A 19,275-nucleotide genomic window follows, 5' to 3' on the forward strand; every position below is an offset into this window, starting at 1 on the left:
GTCACGTCACTCACCTCCCCGTTCCCGCAGCGACGTCACCGGGTCGGCCCGGCGCAGGGCCAGTACCGCGGTGATCAGCAACGGTGCCGCGGACACGGCGGCCAGCAGGGCGGCCACCCGGGCGGGGGGCAGTTCCACCAGGACCTCGGGCACCGGGCGGGTGGCCTCCGCGGTCAGCATGATCAGGGGGATCACCGACCGGGCCAGCACCGCGCCGAGCAGGACGCCCACCGCCAGCGCCAGACCGACCAGCACCCCGTGCTCGACCAGCACCACCCGGGCCAGCCGGCGCCGCGAGGCGCCCAGCGCGCGCAGCACCGCGAACTCGGCGGACCGCTCCCGCAGCGACCCCGCCGCGCTCACCGCGAACCCGACCGCCGTCAGGGCCGCCGCCGCGAGGGCCGCCGCACCGAACGCCGCCCCGGGACCGGCGCCGAACGGGTCGTCGCGCAACTCCTCGGCGATCTCGTCCCGCACCACCACCCGGGACGGGTCGATGTCGGGCCGGTCGCGCAGCGCCTCGGCCACCGGCGCCGACGCCCCCGCGTCGGTGGCGAGCCACCACTCGTTCGGCGGCGCACTCTCGCCCCGGCCTGCCTGGAGCACCCGGTTGACGGACCGCAGATCGACCAGCAGGGCACCGCCGTCGTCCTTTCCGCCGGTCGGCGTGGACGGCAGTTCGCGCACCGCCCGCACGATCCGCAGCGGCACGGTGGACCCGCCGATCCGCACGTCCAGCCGCTGCCCGGGACGGGCGCCCGTGAAGGCGAGGTAGCGGTCCGTGGCCAGGGCCGGGACCTCGGACATCGCCGGCTGCGGGACCTGGAGGCCGATCGTCAGCGGCGAGGCCCGCCAGGACATGTCCCGCGGGAGGTAACCGGTGCCGTAGGAGATGGTCGTCGGGTCGCCGGGGACCACGCGGGGCCGGGTCGGGCTGGTGCCGCCGCCGGGGGAGGACACCGCGCCACTGGCCACGGCGGACAGCTTCCACTCGGCCGGCAGCGGCAGCTCCCGGTCCCGGCCGCCGGAGTCCGTGGCGGTCAGCGCCGCCAGGGTGAGGCGGTGCCGCTCGGCCTTGTCGACCGGCTGGGTCAGGTCCAGCTGGAGCCCGGTCAGTGTCAGCGCGCCCATCGGTGCCTCGGCGCTCGTGTCGAGGTCGAGGGTGAGGCCGTGGGGCCTCCCGTCGGTACGGAGCCCGCCGAGGTCGAGCGTGTACGGGGTGCCGTAGGAATCCTGGACGGTGGCACGGACATCGACCGTGCTCGCCGTGTCCGCGCCCCGCAACCGGGCCGTCAGCGCCAGTCGCGCGGTGCCCGCCGGTACGCGGACGCCCGCCGCGCTGCCCTTGGGCGACAGCCCGGACATCATGGTGCGCGGCGGCACCGGCGCCAGGTCGGAACGCGTCAGCATCGTCTCCGCCGCGTGCGCGGTGTCCAGCGCGAGCACGGTGGCCGTCCGCCCGCCCGACAGCGGCACGGTCGTACGGACGGCGGGAGCGGCACGGCGCACGCCGGGCACCGCCGCGTACGCCTGAGTACGGCCGAATCCGTCCTCCCCGGCCGCCAGGACCCGCACCGGCGCACCCGCCCGGAAGTCCGCCTGGTCGTCCTGCGAACGCTCCCACGAGGAGCCCTGGCCGATCGCCAGCATGCCCAGCGCCACCGCGAGCACCAGCAGCAGGACCGGTCCCGCCCCGCGCATCGGGCGGCGGCTGAACTGCCAGCCGGCCAGCGCCCCCGGCAGCCCGCGGCTGGCCGCCGCCCGGCGCTCCGCCAGCCGCGCCACCGGCGGCAGCAGCCGCAGCGTCAGCACCGTACCGGCGAGCAGCGCCAGCGCCGGGGCGACGACGAGCAGCGGATCGACACCGAGGTCGTCCCCGACGACGCCGGAGGGCCGCCCGCTCAGCTGCCAGTACGCGACACCGGCCACCGCCAGCAGCCCCACGTCCGCACCCGCGCGCACCACACCGGGCAGCGGCCGGGCCCGGCCGACGGTGAAGGACGAGGTCAGCGCCGGGACCGTGACGGCCAGCGCACAGCCCAGCGCCACCCCGGCCGCCACCAGCCACACCGCGCCGCGTCCGGCGACCGCACCGACGGAGGCGTCCAGATCCAGACCGATCCGGGCCAGCGCGCCCTGCCCGGCCAGCAGCCGGGTGAGCGGTCCCGCAAGGAACGGGGCGCAGGCCGCCGCGGGCACGGCCAGCAGCAGGGCCTCCAGGGCGGCGAGCCGGGCCACCTGGACGCGGGAGCCACCGCGGGCCCGCAACAGCCGGGTCTCGCCCGCGCGTTCGGCGCTCAGCAGCCGGGCCACCAGCAGCAGGGCGCAGCCGGCGAGCAGGGTGAGCTGAAGGGCGATGACCAGCAGCGTCGAGCGGGAGACGAGCAGGGAGCGTTCGACCCGGTCCAGCACGGCGGGCAGCTCACTCGTGGCGCTCGCCGCGCCGCCCAGCGCCTTCTCATCGGGCAGGGCGGCGGTGCTCCGGCGCACCGCCTCGCGCAGCGCGTCGATCCGCCCGGTGCCGATCGTCGAGAAGTCGGCCGACGCCAGCCACCCCGACGCGCCCGCGCTGACCCGGTCGCGGGTGAACACGACCGGGTCGGCGAGCAGCGGCCCGTACGTCGTGAAGTGGACCTCGACGATCCCGCGGCCGTTCAGGTCGTCCAGCTGCCAGTAGGGCGCGGCGGTGTCCACGGGCCGGTACAGGCCGGTGATCCGCACCGTCGCGGGCGGCCCGTCGAGCCGGTTGTCCAGGGCGAGCCGCGCGCCCGGCCGCACGCCCAGGACACGGGCGGCGGCCTCGGGCAGGGCGGCCTCGAGCGTCGTCCCGCCCGCCGCCCGGGGCATCCGGCCCTCGGTGATCCGCACCTGGGTCGCGTCCAGCGCCGCGAAGTGCGTGAGGTCGGGTTCGTCCGTCTCCGCGCGCCGGTCGGGCGGGCGCAGGGAGCGGGGCAGGGCGTACGGGCCGGAGCGGGTGAGGGTGCGCAGCGTCACCGGCAGCCCGTCGAACGCCTTCCGGGCTCCTTCGCGTACGGCTGCGTCGGCGGCGGCGCGACGGTCCGCGGGGACCTCGGCCTTCACAGCGAGCGTGGTGCCGGCGGCGTCGCGGGGATCGGCCAGGGCATGCCGCAGGGCCGCGTCGCCGATCGTCGTGGAATAGGCGGTGAGGGTCGCCAGGACCGCCGTGGTCAGCAGGACCGTGAGCAGGGCGGCGGCGAGCAGGGGCCGGTGCGCCCGGGCACGGGCGAGCACGAATCTCGCAGACCCCCCTGCGGCAGCCACTCAACCCCCCGTGGTTGTCGGACCTCCGGGTGATGCTGTCAGAGGCGATGGGCCACGGGTAAGCGCCTTGAGTACGGGCTTGACCGGATTGTGATCGGAATGCGGCGCCGCCTCACCGGAATGCGAGCGGAATCCTGACGTCCGGGCCGTCGGGCCGTCGAGGAAAATCCGAACGGACATCGGCGGTGGCGGAGCGATCTCGATCCCGGGTCGGTGGCGTGCCCGTCGTGCGTGGTCAGCGGGCTCTGCGTTCCTGGTCATGCCCGTTCAACACCGGTCAGCTGAGCAAGAGGCCCGCTTCGCCACGGCCCTCATCCGGGGAGGAGAGGGCGGTCGGACGAGACGAGATCGGTCTTCGGGCCGATCAGGACGCCGTCGCCCAGGTGGATGCCGCCCTGGTCCGGGAAGGTGCAGCCCTGGAATCGACACACCGGGCAAGGGCTGTCCGGGCGCGTGTTTCGGGGGGTCGATCAGCCAGGGAGTCGATCAGTCCGCGGAGTTGATCATCGAGGCGGCCGCGTACGTCAGGTACTTCCACAGCGTCTGCTCGTGCTCCTCGGACAGGCCGAGCTCGTCGACCGCGTCCCGCATGTGCTTCAGCCAGGCGTCGTGCGCCGCCCGGTCGACCTTGAACGGGACGTGCCGCATCCGCAGCCGGGGATGGCCGCGGTTGTCGCTGTAGGTGGTCGGACCGCCCCAGTACTGCATGAGGAAGAGCACGAGCCGCTCCTCGGCCGGGCCCAGGTCCTCCTCCGGATACATGGGCCGCAGCAGCGGATCCCCGGCCACTCCCTCGTAGAAACGGTGGACCAGCCGGCGGAAGGTCTCCTCCCCGCCGACCTGCTCGTAGAAGGTCTGCTCCTGAAGCGTGCCGCGCCGAATCTCTGTCACGCCGTCCATGGTCTCAGACGGCGGGACATAGGACTCAAGGCCTAGGACCGCCCTACTGTGGAGCCATGGACGGGCAGGACCGTGTCGACGGTGACGGCCTCGCTGTCTCGGCGCGGGCCGCGCTCGTGCGCGAGATCACCGCGCGCGGGGCGTTCGACGCCGACCCGGTGTGGCGGGAGGCGTTCGCCGCCGTGCCCCGTCATCTGTTCGTGCCGTCCTACTACGTGGGTGCCGTCGGCGGCTACGAACGCCGGTGGGCCGAGGACCCCGACCCCGGGGCGCGCGAGCGGTGGCTGCGCGGCGCGTACGAGGACACCCCGCTGGCGATCCGGCTGCGCGACGGCGAACTGCTCTCCTCCAGCAGCCAGCCCTCCCTGATGGCGCTGATGCTGGTCGGCCTGGACGTCCTAGACGGGCAGCGGGTCCTGGAGATCGGCACCGGCAGCGGCTACAACGCCGCCCTGCTCGCCCACCGGCTCGGCGACGACGACCTGGTCACCACGGTCGACCTGGATCCGGAGCTCACCGAGCCGGCCCGCCGGCACCTCGACGCCGCCGGGTACCACCCGGCCGTCGTCACCGGCGACGGCGCGCGTGGGGTGCCCGCACGCGCCCCCTTCGACCGGATCGTCGCGACCTGCGCCCTGCCGTCCGTCCCGCGCGCCTGGCTCGCCCAGTGCCGCCCGGGTGCGCGGATCGTCGCCCCCTTCGCCACCGGCCTGGTCGCGCTCACGGTGCGCGACGCCGGGCACGCCGAGGGGCGCTTCCTGCACACGCCCGCCTACTTCGTGCCGCTGCGCGGCGCGGGCCGGTCGTGGCGGGAGCAGCCCGACCTGGGAGGGCTGCCGGCCACGGCCCGGGGAAGCGAACTCTTGCGGTTCCTGCTGGCGCTGACCGCCGGCAGCCTCGACCCGCGGGAGGCGTACGACCTGTGGGAGCGCGAGGGCAGGCCGCGGCGCGAACGCTACGGCCTCACGGCCGGCGGCGAGGGCGACCGGGCCTGGCTGGACGACCCCCAGGGGCCGTACGTCTGGCCGGTGCCCTCATGACGCCCTCCCGCTGAGCGGGCCTCAGCCCCGGCGGATGGTGATCGTCGTCCAGGCGCCGACGTGGACCCGGTCACCGTCCTGGAGCGGGATCGGGACGAACGGCTGGATCGGCTCGTCCGAGCCGTTGACCGTCGTGCCGTTCGTCGAGTTCTGGTCGACGACCGCCCAGGTGCCGTCCGGCTGCTGGACCAGCACCGCGTGCTGGTGCGAGACGCCCGGGTCCTCCGGCGGCGTCGACAGATCGATGTCGGGGGTGTCGCCGGTGGAGTGGCGGCGGCGGCCGATGGTGATCTGGTTGCCGGTGAGCGTGCGCTGCTGCTCGGGCGAGTACGCGGGCAGGTTCAGGCCCGCGGCCTCGGGGCCGGAGCGCTGCATCATCGCCATGAAGTACTCGCGGTCCGGACCGATGGTCGCGGTCCAGGTCGCCGGGCCCTGCTGGTGACGGGGCTGCTGGGGGAAGCCGCCGGGCGCGCCGGGTGCGGGCGGCGCCTGGGTCCCGCCGGGCTGCGGATAGCCGTAACCGCCGTGCTGACCGGGGCCGTTCGGATGGCCGGGGCCGCCATGGCCGCCGGGACCGCCGTGGCCTCCCGGACCGCCGTGGCCGCCGGGACCGCCGTTCGGCGGGGAGATCACCCAGTCGTCCTCACCGCCACCGAAGGCCGGGCCGCTCGGCTGCGGGCGGCCGGTCTCCTGCGGGAACCCGTGCGGGGCGGGCGGGGCCTGCGGTCCGGACGGTCCGGGCCGGAACGCCTGCGGAGCACCGGGGCCGTTGGGGCCACCGGGGCCACCGGGGCCACCGGGGCCGTTGGGACCGCCGTGCCCACCCGGTCCGCCGGGTCCCCCATGTCCGCCCGGTCCCCCGTGACCGCCCGGGCCGGGCGGCGGCGGTACCGGTCGTGACGGGTCGCCGCCGAAGCCGGGCGGGCCCGGCGGGATCGGCTCGGCGGGCCGGTTCACCTGCGAGGGACGCGAGCCCTGGTAGTCGTAGGAGTCACCGCCGCCGCCGTACGACGGGCCGGGCGGCTGCTGGAAGGGCCCGCCGGGGCCGCCGGGACCGGGGCCCGGGCCGGGGGCCGGTGGACGCGGGGCCGCCGGGGTGTACGAGGTCGCCGTGTTCGTCAGGAAGTTCCACCGGCACTCCTCGCAGAACGGCGCACCGCCCTCACGCGGCGTACGGCACTGCGGGCACAGCTCCGGCCGGCCGCCGGGGCCACCGAAACCGCCGGGGCCTCCCGGGCCGCCGGGACCACCGGCGGGGCCGCCGGGCGGCGGGAATCCGTAGCCGCCGCCCGGCGGGGGCGGTGGGGGAGGAGGTGGGGGCACGGCACCCGCCATGCGGTGACCGCACACCTCGCACCAGTCGTCGGAACCCGACTGGTGTCCGTTCGGGCAGGTCGGCATGTCGGCGCTTCCCCCTCTCCTGTCCGGCCGTCTCCGGCCGGGATTCTCCAACCCCGAGGGGCCGGGCTCGTTTACTTCCGGATCACTTCTTCACACGAACGGTCTTGGTGGACCGAGTCTCGAGCGTCATCTCGTCGGCCTCCTCGACCTTCGCCTTCAGTCGCACAGTACCCGTCGCGGCATCGACCACGTCCACCACCTTCGCAAGCAGTTTCGCAGTGTCCGCGTTGCCGGACGCGCTCGCGAGCTGAACGGCACGACCCAGTTTGGCCGTTGCTCCGTCGATATCTCCTTCTTTGCGCAGATCGAGACCCTGTTGGATGACTTGGGCCAGTTCCGCTTGCCCGGTGTAGTGGGCGACCTGAGGGTTGATCGACGTCGAGGAGGCCATGTCGTCCGTCCACACGGCCCGTACCAGACCCTGCGCGCCGAGGTTCTGCACACTGCTGTCGGGCTGCGGAATGACCAGCGACAGCCGCGCCGCCAGCATCTCCTGGCCGATGTTCGCGGGCGGGACCTCCACGCAGACGTGGTAGTCGCGGGACTCGTCTCCCCAGGAACCCAGGGGGTAGTCGCCCGCGCGGGGGCCCGCCTCGATGCGGCGGCCGGTCAGTTCCTCGACCGTCGGCGCGACCTGCTTGACGAACCTCACCGTCGTACCGACCGGGGTCCACAGCCGCAGCGAGACGTCCGCGACCTCCTTGCCCATCGCCGTCTCCATCATCTGCGTGAAGTCGGCGGCGAGGCCGGCCGGGTCGGCGACGATGTCGGCGGTGCCGAGGAGGGCGGAGGCGACGGCTGTGACTTCTTTCACTTCCCAGTCCGTGCCCACACCGCGGGCGTCGCAGGTGAAGCGTCCGGCGCAGGCGTCCAGGGCCGCCTTCAGGTCCTGCGGCGACTCGTGCTCGTTGCGGCCGTCGGTGAGCAGGATGCCGTGCCGGATCGCCACGTCCGCCGACGCCAGCAGCCGGTCGGCCAGCCGCAGCCAGGTGCCGATGGCCGTGCCCCCGCCCGCGCTCAGCTTGCGCAGCGCCTGCCTGGCCTGCTCGCGGGTGGCGGCGTCGGCGACCGCGAGAGTGCCGTCACCCGGGTACACCTCCCTGGCCAGATGCGTGCCGCCGACCACCGCGAAGCGCACGCCGTCGCGCAGGGCGTCGATCGCGGCGGCCGTGGCGTCGCGGGCGTTGCGCATCTTGGTCGGCGGATAGTCCATCGAGCCCGAGCAGTCGACCATGAGGACCACGGCGGCCGACGGTCCCTCACCGGGCGAGTAGAGGTGGGGTGCCGTCACCGCGCTGCCGATGGTGCCGCCGCCGGTCGCCGTCACCGTGACGATGGCGTTGACCTCGCGGCCGCCCTCCGGCAGGTACTCGTTCTGATACACGTCCACCGAGAACTGCGGCACGTTCGATTTCGAGAAATTGGCCATGCCTGTGTCGATCCCCCTTGGAGCCCCGACGGCGCGGGGCGACGACGGATGACGGACCGGTCCCCTCCGGTCCGTTGAGGCTTCCCCTTGAGAGGCTTCCCGTACGCGGCCTCAGGCCGATCCTGCCCCCTGCGGGACGGCCGGGAACGGCACGAGGGCCACTGTTACGTTGTCGTGGCCCCCGCCGTCGAGGGCGTGACCGACCAGAACCCGGGCACTGTGCAGCGGTCGCGCGGCGGCGTCGACGGGCACGACCTCGGCCATCCGGTCGGCCGATTCGGCGTAGTTCCACAGGCCGTCCGTGCAGACCACGATCACTCCGGGCCGGTCCGGTTTGAAGGACGCGGTGTGCGGTTCCAGGTCGTAGGCGTCGGCGCCGAGCCACCCGGTGATCGCGTGGGCGCGCTGGTCGGCGTACGCCTCGGCCTCGCCCATCAGGCCCGCGGCGACCATCTGCGCGGCCCAGGAGTCGTCCTCGGTGAGCCGGGCCGGCGGGGCGGAGCGGTCGACCGGGACCCAGTAGGCGCGGCTGTCGCCGACCCAGCCGACGACCAGCAGACCGGCCGTCACCACCGTGCCGACGATCGTGCAGGCGGGGGCGTTCTGGTGCGGGGCGTGCTCGCGGGCCGCCGCGGGCTCGTCGGCCAGCGCGTTGACCGCTTCGGCGGCGGCGATGATCGCGTCGTGCATCGCCTGCTGCGGGTGGGTGCCGTGCGGCAGCGCGGCGAGCAGCGACTCGCTCGCCGCGCGGGAGGCGGCCAGCGAGGCCTCGTCGGGGCGGGTCGCGGAGGAGACGCCGTCACAGACGATCGCCACGGAGGCGGGGGAGCCGTCGGGCAGTGTGGTGGTGCCGACGGTGAAGGCGTCCTCGTTGCGGTGGTGGCGCAGGCCGCGGTCGCTGACCGCGGCGATCGGGCCGCATTCCTGTTCCATGTGGTCCCGTTCGCGCGGCTGGGCGTGGCCGCAGTTCTCGCAGTAGCCGTCGTCGTCCACCCGGCCCGCGCGGCAGGCCACGCACACCGCCGTGCCACCGGCGGCCTGCGCGGGCTCGGCGGCCACGCGCGGGTCCGGCGCCTGGAGCGGGTACTCGTCGGGCTGCGCGGGCTGATGGACACCGCCGGGCCGCTGGGCGGAAGAGGGGGCGGGGGAGGGTGCGGGCGCCGGGGCGGCGGGCGCGTCCGACTGCGCGCGACGGTCGAAGCGCACACCGGACGACGGGGCGGGGGGTGCCGTCGGCGGCGGTGGGGGCGGTGGTACCGGTGCGCCCTGGGGTGGAGGCGGTGGCGCGGGGGCTTCTTGGGCGGGGGCCGGCGGTACGGGAGTGCCCCGGGGGGAAGGCGGCGGTACGGGCGTGCCCTGGGCCAGAGGCGGCGGGACCTGGGCTTCCTGGGCGGGGGCGCCTGCGGCCGGCGTTCGGGGTGCGGCGGGGGCCGGGTGGGCGGGCTCGCCCGGCAGGGGGGAGCCGTCCGAGTTCGTGCCGGGCAGGTCCGTCGGCCGGTGGGCCGGGGGCGCACCGGCGGAGCCGTCCCGGCCGGGCGCGGGCCAGGCCGGTGCGGCGGGCGGCGCCGACGGGGGCCGGGGGTGGGCACGGTCGGCCGACACCTGGGACGGCACCGAGCCGTTCATGGCGATCGTCGGCTCGTCCTTCGGCCGTGCGGGAACCACCGACAGGTCGTATCCGCACGCACCGCAGAAACGATCACCCGACTCGAGGGGCTCCTCGCAGCTCGGGCATTTCGACAGAGCGGCCTGCTGGGGCATTTGCGACATCAACTACACCCACGTCCGGGGGCGGTAACGATTGGCACGTTCCACCAGGTCGATCCTCTCCTCGCCGCTTGGCGCCAGCCGGGCCAGCGTGCGGTACGTACGCTCCAGGCCGAAGCGCAGACCCCGCTCGTCCAGGCCGCTGCCGAGCAGCGTCCGTCCCCCGGCGGCGGGAGGGGCGGAACCCTGGCCCCCGGAGAGTACCCAGTCCAGCCCGCAGCCGAGGACCTCGGCCGACAACAGCTCGCGTCGTGCCGGATCCAGACCGTACGCCTTCAGGGCCTCGACCTGCCCCGCGGCCGCGGTCAGGTCGTCCAGGAACGGTACGTCAACGGCCGCCGCGGCGCGCCCGCGCAGCCGTGCCCTGACGGCCGCCACCCGCGCGGCCGTGTAGTGGATCGAGGACTCCGGCACCGACTCCAGCGTCCGCACGGCGCCGCGCCGGTCCCCGGCCGCGAGGTGGACCCGGGCCAGCCCGAACGCGGCGCTCACATAGCTCGGGTCGGTCGACCACACCAGGCGGTAGTACTCGGCGGCGTTGTCCAACTGGCCCAGCACCTCCGCGCACAGACCGAGCGCCAGCTTCGGCGCGATCTCGCCGGGAAAGGCGTCGTAGATCGCGTCGAAGGCCAGTGCGGCGCCCTCGTGGTCCCCGGTGACGAGCCCCGCCAGACCCCGGTACCAGACCACCCGCCAGTCGTCGGGGTCCTGCGCCTCCAGCGCGCCCAGCGCTTCCAGCGCGGTGGACCGGTCGCCGGTCTCCAGCCGGGCGCGGATCTGGCGCAGCCGGGTCTCGGCCGACGGGGCGGGCGCGGCGGCCAGCGCGTGGATCAGCTCACCGGGAGCGGACGCCAGCAGACCGGCGAGGAAACCGGCGTTGGGGTCGGAGGGGTCGACGTGCGGTACGGGCAGCGCGAGCGCGGCGGCGGCGCGGTCGACGGGCCTGACGAGAGAGGAGGGGACGGCGGGGGAGCCCGCGGCGGGCGGGAGGGGCCGCGGTTCCCCCTTCCGGGGGCGGAGGGCCCGGGTGCCCAGGCGGGAGACGTCCCCGTTCAGCGCGGGGAACAACTCCGTGTCCGTCACCCGCAGTTCCGGGCCGAACAGCGTGGACAGCGCGGGGCGGGCCCGGCCCGACTGAAGGGAGACGACCTCGCGCAGCACTCCCGTCAGCTGCTCGGTCATCTCCTGCGCGGAGGCGAACCTGCGCCCCGGGTCCGGGTCGGTGGCGCGGACCAGCAGCCGGTAGAAGGACTCGTACTGCCGGAACACCTCGATGTTGTCCGGGTCGGGCAGGGAGTCCACGTAGACGTTCGTGTAGCCCTGGAAGTCGAACGTGAGGACGGCGAGCGTCCGGGCGACCGTGTACAGGTCGGACGCCACCGAGGGACCCACCTCGGCGACCTCGGGCGCCTGGTAGCCGACCGTGCCGTAGATGGCCGACTCCTCGTCGTCCATCCTGCGCACCGCACCCATGTCGATCAGCTTCAGCTGGTCCTCGGTCTGGATCGCGTTGTCGACCTTGAAGTCGCAGTACAGCAGGTTCCGGCTGTGCAGATGGCCGAGCGCCTCCAGCGCCTCGACACCGTACGCGCACGCCTGTTCCACCGGCAGCGGATCGCGCCTGCCCTCCGGAGTGCGGCGCCCGTTGGCGATCTCCTTCAGGGACTTGCCGCCGACGTACTCCATGACGATGTAGCCGTCGAGGGAACCGGTGCGCTGGTCGAGGTGCTCCACGAAGTTGTGGATCCCCACGATGTTGGCGTGCTCGATCTCCGCGAGGAAGCGCCGCTCGGAGATCGCCGCCGCCATCGCGTCCTGGTCGCCCGTGTCGAGCAGGCCCTTGAGGACCACCCAGCGGTCCGAGACCGCCCGGTCCACCGCGAGGTAGATCCAGCCCAGCCCGCCGTGCGCCAGACAGCCGACCACCTCGTACTGGCCGTGCACGACGTCCCCGGTCCGCAGCTTGGGGACGAACGAGTACGGGTGACCGCACTTGGTGCAGAAGCCCTCCGTGCGCCCCGGCCGGCCGCTGCGGGCCCGGCCCACCGGCGCCCCGCAGTCCGCACGCGAGCAGAACCGCTTCCGCTCGGGCACCTCGGGATCGTCCAGCACCATCGCGCGCGGATCGGGGCGCGGGATCGGCGGTACCTCGACCAGTCCGGCCCCCAGGCGGCCCCGGCCGGAGGAACCGGCGCCGGCGCCGGAGCTGCGCACCGACACCGAGCGGCCCGTGGCCCGGCCCGACAGCGCACGCGAGAGCCGTCCGGAGACCGAGCGACGGGACTTCGACGACTGCGACGAGGTGCGCGAACCGCGGCCGCCGGCGCGGGAGCCGTGCGAGCCGACGCTGCCCGAGCCCCGCGAGCCGCGGCCGCCCACCGTGATGCCGGTCGGGGGCGAGGCGACCATGCCGGTCGGTGACACGACCGGGGCGAGGCCGCAGGTGTCGCAGTACAGCTCGCCGCCGCCGACATCCTCGTACGCGCCGCCGCAGTCGGGGCGCTGACACGTGCGCCGCGCCGGGCCGTGGCCCTGGTTCTCCGACGGGTCTCCCGTCCCGTTCCCCGACCGGTTTACCGCTTCGTTCATGACGGTGCCTCCCCCTCGCCGCTCATGCGCCGGGCCCCCTCCGGTCGTCGGGCACGCCCGGTCCCGGCACCCGCGGTGAACCGCCCAGCAGTTCCGTGGCCGCCTGCTGGTAGCGCAGGACCGCCTGTTCGGCGGCGCGCAGGTCGCAGGGCGCGCTCCACAGCATCCGCCGCGCCTTCTCGTACCGCTCCACCAGCTCGGGATCCTCCGCGAGGCCGTGCCGGGCCACCTTCGCCTTGTACGCGTCCAGCCGGCCGCGCAGCTCGGCGCGGACCGCCAGGGGCGCCGTGACCGCCGTCAACGACTCCCGGGCGCGCAGCAGTTCGTCCTCCGCCTTCTGCTCCAGGGACTCCAGGAGCGGGGACAGGCGGTGCCACTGGGCGTGCCTGCGGTACTCGGCGGCCGTCGACAACTGCTCGTGCAGCGCGGTCGGCGGACCGCTGACCACCGGGACCTCCGTCGCGGCGATCTTCGCCAGCACCTCGCCGCGTGCGGTGCGGGCCTCGGCGAGTGTGCGGTCGGCGCGGGACAGGATGTCGCGCAGTCTGACGATTCGTTTCTCGGCGTCCTGCCGGACCGTCAGCACCGCGTCGATCTCGCGGCGTACGTCCTCCAGGGCGCGCGCCTCGCGGTCGTACACCGTCGTGTCCGGCTTGCCGCCGCCCGGCGCCGAACTGCCCTCCGCCGGCTTCCAGAACGCCAGCGGGTCGGACACCACCTGTTCGCGCAGCCTGGTCAGTGTGCGGGTGATCCGCTCCAGGTCGTCGCCCGCCGGGTGCTCGCCCGGGCGCACGCCCACGGAGTGCGCGAGCCTGCTGGTGCGCTGGAGTTCGGCCGCCAGCAGATCGATCCGCGCGGGCAGCGCCGACCACACCGCGTCCGCGGCGACGACCATGTCCAGCGAGGACGCGTACAGATCGTTCATACGGTCGACGAGCGTGGCGAGCGAGTAGCGTTCGCTGAGTCTGTGCGGAGCGGTGGCGTTCGGCGCCGGTGCGGTGACGGTCGCCGTCGCGCTGCCGGCCAGCGTCACCGGTTCGCCGCGCAGCAGCTCCGTCAGCTCGATCAGGTCCTCGCGGCTGGACCAGCGGCGGCGGGACCGGATGTGCCGGGCGGTGCGCAGCGCGTCCGTGTACGCGTCGAAGCAGGTCCACAGCAGCGTGATCGACGCCTCCGTGGCCGTCCAGCGCTGCTCGGTGAGGCCGGTGAGCCGCGCGCCCTCCAGGAGTCTTCGGCCCGCGTGGTCCTGCAGGGCGAGGAGCGAGGTCTCGATCGCCTCGTGCTCCGCGCCGAGCCGCGCCAGCGCACGGTCCACCTCGTCCCGGTCCATCACCGGCCCGGCGGGATCCGTGTCGGCCATCGATCACCTCTCGCTGAAGGGGTTGGGATTGGGGGCGTTGTGGGTGGTTGTGGTGTGCCTTGTCTGCCTCGGGGGCGGTCGGGGTCAGCTCTTACGCAAGTACTCGGGGGCCGGTGGTTCCGACGGGGAGGGGTCGTCGCCCAGGGTGGCCGACAACCACTCGGTGTACGAGGCCTGCCAGCCGTCCTCGGTGTCCTCGCGGAAGTCCACCAGGATCCGGTTGACCCGGCGGACCAGGTCGTCCGCGTCCTTCTTCATCGCCACGCCGTAGTACTCGGTCGTGAACGCCTCGCCCTTGAGCTGGACCGCCGGATCCTGCGCGGCCTGGCTGGCCGCGAGCGCGCCGTCGGTGACCACCGCGTCGACCTCGCCGAGCTGCAGACGCACCAGGCAGTCCAGCTGGTTGGGGACGGTGGTGCGGATGTCGGTGGACTCCGGCAGGCGGCCCGCCTTCTTGTCCGCCTCCAGCTGGGAGTACGCGGTGGAGCCCGTCGCCGTGCAGATCTCCTGGTGCGCGAGGGTCTCGTCGTATCCCTTGATCGGCGAGGACTTCGGGGCCAGGACCTGCTGGCCGGTCTTGAAGTACGGCGCGGAGAACGCCACGTCCCGCACGCGCGCACAGTTGATCGTCATCGTGCGGACGACCATGTCGACCCGGCCGTCCTCGATCGCCGGTATGCGCTGGTCGGTCGGGATCGCCTTGAACTGGACCGCGTTCGGGTCGCCGAGTACGTCCTCGGCGATACGGTGCACCAAGTCGATGTCGAAGCCCTCGAGGGTGCCGCTCTCGCCGCTGTTGGGGTCCCGGTAGCCCCAGCGGTAGCTGCTCAGGTCCACACCGACGATCAGCTTGCGCTTCTCGCCCTGACGGTTCCTGATCGCCTCGATGGTGGGACCGTCGGCGTCGGAGGGGGGCAGGGTCTGCTTCTCGGGGGCGGTGCACTCCTCGTCCGCCTGCTCCTGTGTCTGCGCGGCGGGTGACAGGGACTGGCCGGTCGGCTCCGCGGCCCTGCGGGACGGGAAGTTGGTGCAGGTCAGGAGCAGTGCCAACACCAGGGTCACGGCGCACGCGGTGGCCATCGCGCCCACGCCGCCCCAGCCCTTGAGACGGGCCCGTAGCTGTCGTGCGGTCATCTTCGTGGCCCCCTTCGGCAACGGCGCGCGCCCGTTCATCGGTACTCCGACAGCCTGCGGCCGATGCCCAGTACGGCGCCGGCCGCGCCCAGTACGGCGAGGACGGCCGCGCCGAGCGGCAGGCCCGCCAGCGCGTCCCGGCCGTCGTCCGCCGCCTGCTCGAACTCGCTCTCCTCGTGCGCCAGCGCGGTGGCCAGGTTCTCGTCGACGTTGTCGAAGCACTCGCCGGTCGCGCCGTCGGCGCCGATCACCATGTCCAGGGCTTGTTGGTAGTTGCCGTTCTCGTCCTGCTCGCGGGCGGCGGCATGGCGCTTCTTCCACTCGGTCATGTTGCCCACCGCCGAGTCGACGGGGCGGGCGCCGCTGTCGTCGTCCGCGAGGTCCGCCGCACGGGTCAGGCCCTTGGTGAGGGTGTCCATGTCGCGGGCGAAGTCGTAGTCGTAGGCGTCGAAGGTCTCGTCGCCGACCTTCGTCGTCTCGGCGCCCCGGGCCACCAGGGTGAGATTCTCGTTGCCCCGCGCCTTCAGGGAGGCGATGCGGGCGTCGTGCAGGACGTTGAGCGAGCGGACGCCGTGGTCGTAGGAGTCGTTGAGGTTCGAGCGGGCCAGGGTGTGACCGAGGGTCAGCCAGAGCAGGACCACGGTCGCTGCCGCGGTGGCCCCGACCAGGCCGTGGTTGAGGACCCGGTTGGTGCGCAGGTAGGTGCGGCGCTGGGCCCAGGCGAGTGCGGCGAGGGCGAGGATGCCGAGGGCCATGGCGGGCCAGGGGTAGGGGGTCGCGTCCGCGTAGTCGGAGCGCAGGCGTTGGTTCTCCTTCGTGTACAGGTCCTCCGCCGCCGGGAGCATCTCCTCCTGCATCTTCTCGTTCGCGTACCGCAGGTAGGCGCCGCCCACGGGGAAGCCCTGGCGGTTGTAGGTGCGGGCGCGTTCCACCAGGCCCTTGTACTCGGGCAGGAGGCGGTTGAGCTTGGTGATGGTCGCCGCGGACGGGGAGTCGGGGGCGGAGTTCGCCGCGGCGTTGACGAGTTTGGCGGCCGCGGTGCGGATGTCCTTCTCGTAGCGGTCCCGGGAGGCGGCGGTCTCCTGACCGCCGGCGAGGAAGCCGCTGGACGCCGCGGTGTTGGCGTCCGCGAGGGAGCGGTAGATGTCGGCGGCGTCCGAGCTGAGGGGCTGGCTGCTGGTCAGGACGTCGTCCGCGGCCGCGGCTCGGTCGGTCATCTGCCAGGCGGTGACGGCGCCGAAGGCGACGACGAGCGCGGCCAGGACCGCACCGATGATGCGGAGACGGCCGGGTTCCGTGGTGGCGGCCCTGCGCAGGCGGTCGATGCCCTCGGTGAAGGCGGTGCGGCGTGGTGGTGGGGGCGGGGTGGGGCCGGTGGGGGTGGGGGCGGGGGTGGGCTGTGGCGGGACGGTCGGCAAGGTGGGCGTGGCGTGGCCCGGTGGAGCCGTGGTGTCCGGCGTGTGTGTCATGTGACCTCCCCCATGGTCATCCTTCGCGGCAAGTATCGCCGCCGGGACTGACATCCGCACCGGCCTTGGCACGATCTTGATCCGATTGCGGCGTGATTGCCGGGAATTTCGGCATGACGTGCCGGGCCGCACCACCCCCTGCCCACGAACACGTCTGGGCCGTCTGTTCGGTTCCCGCGCATGCCTGCGGTGCGGCGTTCGGTTCGGTGGGGGCTGTTGTAGCGGCTGCGGTGCGGCGTCATTCGGTCCGGTGGGGGTGCGGGTTGTCTGCCTGCGGCGCATGTGCGGCTTCGGTGGGGGTCGCTGTAGCGCCTGTGGGTGGTGGGTGGGTCGGGGCCGGGTCGGGGGTGTCCGTCCTCGGACTGGCGCGGAATCGGTCACTTGAGAAGCGGGGGGTGCGGACGCGCCAGCCACTGCGGGCGGACACCCCCGCCCCGTCCCCTTCGCGCCGTACGCGGCCATCGCCGCCCACCGCGGGCAGCTACGGCCGCCCACCGCGGGCAGTCACTGTGCCGCCAACTGCGGGCAGTCGTGCCGCTGGGGCGGCACGGGTGGGCGCGGCGGCACCCCGCCAACGCCGGGCTGCGCAACCAACCCCCGGCCCGCCTCAACGCGCGCCGCCGCTACCGCTCGTAGTGCCTGCGCAGCCGCTCGTGCGCCTCCGGTGCGGCCGACAAGTGGTCCAGGCCCAGGAGACCCGCTCCCAGGACCGGGCTGGTGGTCACCACCCGGGGAACCGCCTTGGGCGCCCGCTCGCCGAGCAGGGAGCGGATCCGGCCGTTGAGCCCCGCGTGTTGCGCCGCCAGCACGCTGCCGCCCAGCAGGACGGGCGTCTCCTCCCCGAGGAGATCCAGACGGGTCAGCGCGACCGTCACCATCGTGACGATCTCCTCGGCCTGGCGGTCGATGATCGCCCGGGCCACACCGTCACCGTCGGCCGCGGTGGCGAAGAGGACCGGGGTCAGTTCGTGGCGGCGGGGCGGGGGCAGGTGCTCGAGATGCAGGGCCTCGATGAGGGCCGGCATGTCGGGGAGGCCGAAGTGGGCCGGGAGGGTGTGGGCCAGGGCGGTGGCCGTGCCGCGGCCGTCCTGCGCGCGGGCGGCGTGCCAGAGGGCTTCCTCGGCCAGGTGCCAACCGCCGCCCCAGTCGCCGGAGACGCGGCCCAGTGCCGGGAAGCGGGCCGTGCGGCCGTCGGGGCGCATGCCGACGCAGTTGATGCCGGCGCCGCAGACGACGGCCACGCCCCGGGGTTCGGTGACCCCGGCGCGCAGGATCGCGAAGGTGTCGTTGCGGACCTGGGTGGTCTCGCCCCAGGCGCGGGTGCTCAGGGCCTCGGTCAGCTGCCGTTCCTCGAAGGGGAGGTCGGCGTTGGCCAGGCAGGCCGAGACATGGCGAACGGTGGGGGTGCGGGCGTCGGTGAGGGCCTGGGTGACGGTGGCGGTGAGGGAGGCCATCGCCGCCTCCAGACCCACGGCGGGCGGGCGGAAACCCGCGCCCCTGGCCGTGGCCAGGACCGTGCCGTCGTGGGCGATCACCGCTACGTCGGTCTTGCTGTTGCCGGCGTCGATGGCGAGGACGCCTGCGGTCAGGCCCACGTGAGGTGCTCCCGGTTGTGTGCGATGAGGTCGTCGGTGAGGTGGTCCGCGTACTCGTACTGGGCGATCAGGGGGTGGGCGAGGAGGGCGCGGAGGACCCGGTCCCGGGTGCCGTGCAGGGCTGCTTCCAGGGCCAGGTGCTCGTAGGCGGTGACGTTGGCCATCAGGCCCGAGAAGAGGGGGTCCACGGGGGCGACGGGCAGGGGGGTCGCGCCCTTCGGGCCCACGGTCGCCTGCACCTCGATGACCGCGTCGTCGGGGAGGAAGGGGAGGGTGCCGTTGTTGTACGTGTTGACCACCTGGTGGGGGGATCCGGCGCCGCGGAGCAGGGCCGCCGCCAGGTCGACGGCCGCTTCGGAGTAGTAGGCGCCGCCGCGTTGGGCCAGGAGGGCCGGTTTCTCCGCGAGGGCCGGGTCGGCGTAGAGGGCCAGGAGGCGGCGTTCCATGTCGGCCACCTCGGCGGCGCGGGAGGGCTTGGTGCGCTGTTCCCGTACGACGCTGTCGTGCGCGTAGAAGTAGCGCAGGTAGTAGGAGGGGATCACGCCCAGGTGGTCCAGGAGGGGGCGGGGGAGGCGGAGGTCGGCGGCGATCGTGTCGCCGTGGGTGGCGAGGAGGTGGGGGAGTACGTCCTCGCCGTCCGGGCCTCCCCGGCGTACCGCCGTCTCCCAGGTGAGGTGGTTGAGGCCCACGTGGTCCAGGTGGATGTCGGTGGGGTCGGTGCCGAGGAGTGCCGCGAACTTGCGCTGGAGGCCGATGGCCACGTTGCACAGGCCCAGTGCCTTGTGACCCGCCTGGAGCAGGGCCCGGGTGACGATGCCGACGGGGTTGGTGAAGTCGATGATCCAGGCGTCGGGGTTGGCGCGGCGGACGCGGTCGGCGATGTCCAGGACGACCGGGACCGTGCGCAGCGCCTTGGCCAGGCCGCCGGCGCCGGTCGTCTCCTGGCCGACGCAGCCGCAGTCCAGGGGCCAGGTCTCGTCCCGCAGGCGGGCAGCCTGGCCGCCCACGCGGAGCTGGAGGAGGACCGCGTCCGCGCCGTCGACCGCAGCGTCCAGGTCGGTGGTGGTGGTGATGGTGCCGGGGTGTCCCAGACGCGTGAAGATACGGCGGGACAGGGCGCCGATCAGCTCCAGCCGGTCCGTCGCCGGGTCGGTGAGGACCAGCTCGGTCAGGGGGAGGGTGTCTCGCAGGCGGGCGAAGCCGTCGATGAGTTCGGGGGTGTAGGTCGAGCCTCCGCCGACCACGGTGAGTTTCATAGTCATCCCTTTACTCCGGTGAGGGTGACGCCCTCTGCGCAGGCCTTCTGGGC

12 protein-coding genes are annotated in these 19,275 nt (G+C 74.0%); 1 reads left to right on the top strand and 11 read right to left on the bottom strand.

Features of this window, described 5'->3' with window-relative positions; all coding sequences use genetic code 11:
* Positions 1-6: 6 nt before the first annotated feature.
* Positions 7-3,252 carry an FtsX-like permease family protein gene (locus tag IE178_RS01590; RefSeq protein ID WP_193511017.1) on the bottom strand — a complete coding sequence of 1,082 codons (3,246 nt, stop codon included), beginning with the start codon at positions 3,250-3,252 and terminating at the stop codon, positions 7-9.
* A gap of 516 nt (positions 3,253-3,768) precedes the next feature.
* A complete protein-coding gene (locus IE178_RS01600) occupies positions 3,769-4,182 on the bottom strand; it encodes a globin (RefSeq protein WP_184760569.1) in 414 nt (137 codons plus the stop codon).
* 56 nt (positions 4,183-4,238) lie between these two features.
* On the opposite strand from IE178_RS01600, the gene IE178_RS01605 reads away from it, so the two are divergent.
* Positions 4,239-5,222 (top strand): methyltransferase domain-containing protein, encoded by a 984-nt coding sequence (locus tag IE178_RS01605; RefSeq protein WP_193511018.1) that lies wholly within the window; start codon positions 4,239-4,241, stop codon positions 5,220-5,222.
* A gap of 21 nt (positions 5,223-5,243) precedes the next feature.
* Here the strand turns inward: IE178_RS01605 and IE178_RS01610 are convergent, their stop codons facing one another.
* The 9 genes from IE178_RS01610 to IE178_RS01650 form a co-directional block, all read right to left on the bottom strand.
* Positions 5,244-6,623: an FHA domain-containing protein gene (locus IE178_RS01610; RefSeq protein ID WP_193511019.1), complete on the bottom strand. Its 1,380-nt coding sequence runs from the start codon at positions 6,621-6,623 to the stop codon at positions 5,244-5,246.
* Between the two features lie 82 nt (positions 6,624-6,705).
* Positions 6,706-8,052 carry a vWA domain-containing protein gene (locus IE178_RS01615; RefSeq protein WP_193511020.1) on the bottom strand — a complete coding sequence of 449 codons (1,347 nt, stop codon included), beginning with the start codon at positions 8,050-8,052 and terminating at the stop codon, positions 6,706-6,708.
* Positions 8,053-8,163: 111 nt separating this feature from the next.
* On the bottom strand, positions 8,164-9,822 hold the full coding sequence (locus tag IE178_RS01620) for a PP2C family protein-serine/threonine phosphatase (RefSeq protein WP_193511021.1): 1,659 nt from the start codon (positions 9,820-9,822) through the stop codon (positions 8,164-8,166).
* Positions 9,823-9,825: 3 nt separating this feature from the next.
* Positions 9,826-12,408: a serine/threonine-protein kinase gene (locus IE178_RS01625; RefSeq protein WP_318279780.1), complete on the bottom strand. Its 2,583-nt coding sequence runs from the start codon at positions 12,406-12,408 to the stop codon at positions 9,826-9,828.
* 22 nt (positions 12,409-12,430) lie between these two features.
* A complete protein-coding gene (locus tag IE178_RS01630; protein WP_193511022.1) occupies positions 12,431-13,768 on the bottom strand; it encodes a hypothetical protein in 1,338 nt (445 codons plus the stop codon).
* Positions 13,769-13,852: 84 nt separating this feature from the next.
* Complete coding sequence (locus IE178_RS01635) at positions 13,853-14,902, bottom strand: glutamate ABC transporter substrate-binding protein (protein ID WP_193511023.1); 1,050 nt, start codon at positions 14,900-14,902, stop codon at positions 13,853-13,855.
* A gap of 35 nt (positions 14,903-14,937) precedes the next feature.
* The gene (locus IE178_RS01640) at positions 14,938-16,371 is read right to left on the bottom strand and encodes a GlnX family signal transduction membrane protein (protein ID WP_193511024.1); all 1,434 of its coding nucleotides are present in this window, start codon (positions 16,369-16,371) and stop codon (positions 14,938-14,940) included.
* A gap of 623 nt (positions 16,372-16,994) precedes the next feature.
* On the bottom strand, positions 16,995-17,966 hold the full coding sequence (locus IE178_RS01645) for an N-acetylglucosamine kinase (RefSeq protein WP_193511025.1): 972 nt from the start codon (positions 17,964-17,966) through the stop codon (positions 16,995-16,997).
* Entirely contained in the window at positions 17,957-19,222 is a 1,266-nt protein-coding gene (locus IE178_RS01650) for a 6-phospho-beta-glucosidase (RefSeq protein ID WP_193511177.1), read from the bottom strand. The genes IE178_RS01645 and IE178_RS01650 overlap by 10 nt, the downstream gene beginning before the upstream one ends.
* Positions 19,223-19,275 lie beyond the last annotated feature (53 nt).

This window comes from Streptomyces griseoloalbus (assembly GCA_014650015.1).
In the GTDB taxonomy this organism is placed as follows: Bacteria; Actinomycetota; Actinomycetes; order Streptomycetales; family Streptomycetaceae; genus Streptomyces; species Streptomyces griseoloalbus.